Origin of the sequence: Noviherbaspirillum soli (assembly GCF_015352955.1) — a bacterium.
Classification (GTDB): Bacteria; Pseudomonadota; Gammaproteobacteria; order Burkholderiales; family Burkholderiaceae_D; genus Noviherbaspirillum_A; species Noviherbaspirillum_A soli.
In genome coordinates this window covers 1-4,086 of the sequence record NZ_JACYOX010000090.1, presented here as the reverse complement: position 1 = coordinate 4,086, position 4,086 = coordinate 1, and the positions used below count along the sequence as shown (strand labels likewise).

The 4,086-nt window shown below is 64.0% G+C and carries 2 protein-coding genes; both read right to left on the bottom strand.

Annotated features, from left to right (window positions below; translation table 11 throughout):
- The gene (ppc, locus tag IGW04_RS25410; protein ID WP_194715879.1) at nucleotides 1-2,889 is read right to left on the bottom strand and encodes a phosphoenolpyruvate carboxylase; all 2,889 of its coding nucleotides are present in this window, start codon (nucleotides 2,887-2,889) and stop codon (nucleotides 1-3) included.
- A 250-nt stretch (nucleotides 2,890-3,139) separates the two neighbouring features.
- Nucleotides 3,140-4,086, bottom strand: a 947-nt coding sequence (gene eno, locus IGW04_RS25405; protein ID WP_194715878.1) for a phosphopyruvate hydratase, incomplete at its 5' end; no start/stop codon positions are given.

Below are 4,086 nucleotides of genomic sequence, written 5' to 3'. Positions count from 1 at the left end.
TCAGCCGGTGTTGCGCAGTCCGGCCGCGATGCCGTTGATGGACAGGTGGATGCCGCGGTTGACCCGGCCATCCCGCGGCTTGTCGGCGGCGGCAGTGGCGCGGTTGCGCTTGATCAGTTCCACCTGCAGATGGTTCAGCGGATCGAGATAGGCGAAGCGGTTCTTGATCGAGCGCGCCAGCAGCGGATTGGCTGCCAGCCTTTCCTTCGTCCCCGTGATCTGCGCCAGGCAGGCCACGGTCTGCTCATGCTCGGCGCTGATGCGCTTGAAGATTGCATTGCGCAGGCGCTTGTCCGGCACCAGTTCGGCATAGCGCGAGGCCACTGCCATGTCGGTCTTGGACAGCACCATGTCCATGTTCGACAGCAGGGTGGCGAAGAACGGCCAGTCGCGGAACATCGACTTCAACAGCGACAGGCGGGCGCTGCGCTCGCGCTTGCTGCCCGCGTCCAGCCAGGCCGAGATCGCGCTGCCAAACCCGTACCAGCCCGGCAGCAGCAGCCGGCACTGGCCCCAGGAAAAGCCCCAGGGTATGGCGCGCAGGTCTTCGATGCGGCGGCTGGCCTTGCGCGAGGCCGGGCGCGAGCCGATGTTGAGTTCGGCGATCTCGGCAATCGGCGTGGCGGCGAAGAAGTAATCGGTAAAGCCCGGCGTGCCGTACACCAGGTCGCGATAGGCGTGATAGGCCAGCTCGGAGAGCTCATCCATTACCCGCTCGAATTCGGCCAGGCGGCCGGCTTCGCGGCGGTTGTCTGAGGCGGGCATCAGGCTCGCTTCCAGCGTGGCCGACACCAGCAGCTCCAGGTTGCGCCGGCCGATTTCGGGGTTGGAAAATTTCGAGGCAATGATCTCGCCCTGTTCGGTCAGCCGGATCTGGCCATTCACCGTGCCGCTGGGCTGGGCCAGGATCGCATCGTAGCTGGGGCCGCCGCCGCGCCCCACGGTGCCGCCGCGGCCATGGAACAGCCGCAGCGTGACGCCGGCGCGCTTGAATACCTCCACCAGCCGGGTCTCGGCCTTGTACAGTTCCCAGTTCGAGGTCAGGAAGCCGCCGTCCTTGTTGGAGTCGGAATAGCCCAGCATCACTTCCTGCAGTTCGCCCTGCTTGGCGATGAGCCGCCGCACCACGGGAATGGCCATCAGCCTGTCCATGATCTCGGCCGCGCGGCGCAGGTCGGGAATGGTTTCGAACAGCGGGATCACCATCAGCTCCAGGTCGCTTTCCGGTTCGGCCGCGCCGGCCTCGTGCCAGCGGCTGCGCAGGAGGCCGGTTTCCTTCTGCAGCAGGAAGACTTCCAGCAGGTCCGACACTTCCTCGGTATGGGAAATGATGTAGTTGCGGATCGCCTTGACGCCATAGCGCTCGCGGATCTCGCGCGCCGTGCCCAGCACCGCCAGCTCTGAGCGGGTCTCGTCGCTGTAGCCAATGTAGGGCGAATACAGCAGCCCGGGGCGCGCCAGTTCGGCCAGCAGCAGCGCCACCTTGGCTTCCTCGTCCAGCGCGGCATAGTCGGACTCGACCCGTGCGCAGGCGAACAGCTCGGCCAGCACCCGCTCATGCACGTCCGAACTCTGGCGCATGTCCAGCGTGGCTAAATGAAAGCCGAAGATCTCGGATGCCCGCAGCAGCGACGCCAGGCGCGGCCGCACCATGGCCGCGCCGAAATGGCTGGTCAGCGAGTCGACGATGACCTGCAGGTCCAGCGTGAATTCGATGGCGCTGGCATACGGTTCGGCATGGCCGACTTCCTTGCGCAGGATGTTGGTCGCGCCCAGCGTTCGGGCGCTGGCAGCCAGCCTGGCATAGATGTAGATCAGCGCGCGCCGGTACGGTTCGTCATTGCGATGGTCCGACAGGTCGGGCGAGGCATCGGCCAGCGCCTGCAGTTCCGGGCTGACGCCCACCAGCAGCGTGGAAATCGACAGTTCCGCGCCCAGCGCATGCACTTCCTGCAGGTAGAAGTCGAGGATGGTGGTGGACTGGCGCACCAGCGCGTGCTGCATCGTGGCCGCGTTCACGTTCGGATTGCCGTCGCGGTCGCCGCCGATCCAGCTGCCCATCTGTACGAAGGGCGGCAGCTTGGGGCTGGCGCTCTTGTTGCGAAGCTGCGGGAACTGGGCGGCGAACTCGACTTCCATGTCCTCGTACAGCGCCGGCAGTTCGCGCAGGAAGGTGATGCGGTAATAGGAGAGCGCGTTTTCGATCTCGTCGGCCACGGTCAGCTTGGTGTAGCGCAGCATCCGGGTTTGCCACAGCGTGGCGACCTGGGCATGCAGCAGTTCGCCGTTGCGGGTGCGCTCGCGCGGCGTCAGCGGCAGGTCGCGTTCGGCCAGCAGGCGGGCGATTTCATGTTCCGCATCCAGGATGCTCTTGCGCTGCACTTCGGTCGGATGCGCGGTCAGCACCGGCGACACCAGCGCGCCATCGAAGAATTCCCGGATCGCCGCGCCAGGCACGCCGGCATCATCCAGCTTCGATAGCGCATACGGAATGCTGCCCGGCTGCGCGGCCGAACCGGCCAGCAGATGGGCCCGGCGGCGCCGGTTGTGGTGCTGGTCCTCGGCGATGTTGGCCAGATGGGAAAAGTAGGAAAAGGCGCGCACCACGGAAATGGTCTGCTCGCGCGTGAGCTTTTTGAGCATGCGGTTCAGCTCGGCCCCAGCCGCCGAATCGGCCTCGCGCCGGAAGCGCACCGCGGTCTGGCGCACGGTTTCCACCACGTCGTAGACGGCGTCGCCTTCCTGCGCCCGCAGCACATCGCCCAGCAGGCGGCCCAAGAGGCGTATGTCCTCCTTCAGCGGCTCGTCCTTGTCGGTGGAAATTGGAAGGGGGCGGGCTAGAGATATTTTTGGCTCAACATTAAATTGAACACTTTTATCCATAGTCATTTCAAAGCTTTCCTTTGACGATATCTCTCAATTGAACGCGATAACTCAAATACCTTCACCAGCAACATGTAGGCGAATGTTGGATCATCCTCCGGATTCAGGTCTTCCCGCTGCGACTAACTGTGCAACCCTAGCCAAGGTGGAAGTTCGGAAATTGAGCACGCAACTACGCCTTAAACGACCAAGCGGGCCGTTCACATGAATTAGAGGGATAGCTGATTAATCAGACATCCCTTCCGGCCAGGTTGGTTCAACGAATGCTATAGAACGCTTCGCGGCCAGGGTAGCTGGCGATGTCGCCCAGGTCTTCCTCGATGCGCAGCAGCTGGTTGTACTTGGCCATGCGGTCCGAACGGGACATCGAGCCGGTCTTGATCTGCAGCACATTGGTGCCGACGGCGATGTCGGCGATGGTGGAGTCCTCGGTCTCGCCCGAACGGTGCGAGATCACTGCGGTATAGCCGGCGCGCTTGGCCATTTCGATCGCGGCGAAGGTCTCGGTCAGGGTGCCGATCTGGTTGATCTTGATCAGGATGGAGTTGGCGATGTCCTTCTGGATGCCTTCACGCAGGATCTTGGTGTTGGTGACGAACAGGTCGTCGCCCACCAGCTGGATGCGCTTGCCCAGGGTCTTGGTCAGCGTGGCCCAGCCGTCCCAGTCGTTCTCGGCCATGCCGTCCTCGATCGAGATGATCGGGTACTTGTCGCACCAGGTCGCCAGCAGGTTGGTGAAGTCCGACGACGACAGCGCCAGGCCTTCGCCATCCAGGCGGTACTTGCCGTCCTTGTAAAACTCGGAAGCGGCGCAGTCCAGGCCCAGCGCAATCTGGGTGCCCGGCTCGTAGCCGGCCTGCTCGATGGCCTGCAGGATCAGCTTGATCGCCGCTTCATGGTTGGCCACCGACGGCGCGAAGCCGCCTTCGTCGCCGACCGCGGTGGTCAGCTTGTTCTCGTGCAGGATCTTCTTCAGGGTGTGGAACACCTCGGCGCCGTAGCGGATCGCTTCGCGGAAGCTGGGCGCGCCGACCGGGATGATCATGAATTCCTGCAGGTCCAGGTTGTTGTCGGCATGGGCGCCGCCGTTGATCACGTTCATCATCGGCACCGGCATCTGCATCGAACCCGAACCGCCGAAATAGCGGTACAGCGGCAGGCCGGCTTCCTCGGCAGCCGCCTTGGCCACGGCCATCGACACGG

What these genes read in the sequence shown, in the direction of transcription:
- ppc (WP_194715879.1), bottom strand. Translation starts at nt 2,889, where the DNA reads ATGACTATGGATAAAAGTGTTCAATTTAATGTTGAGCCAAAAATATCT.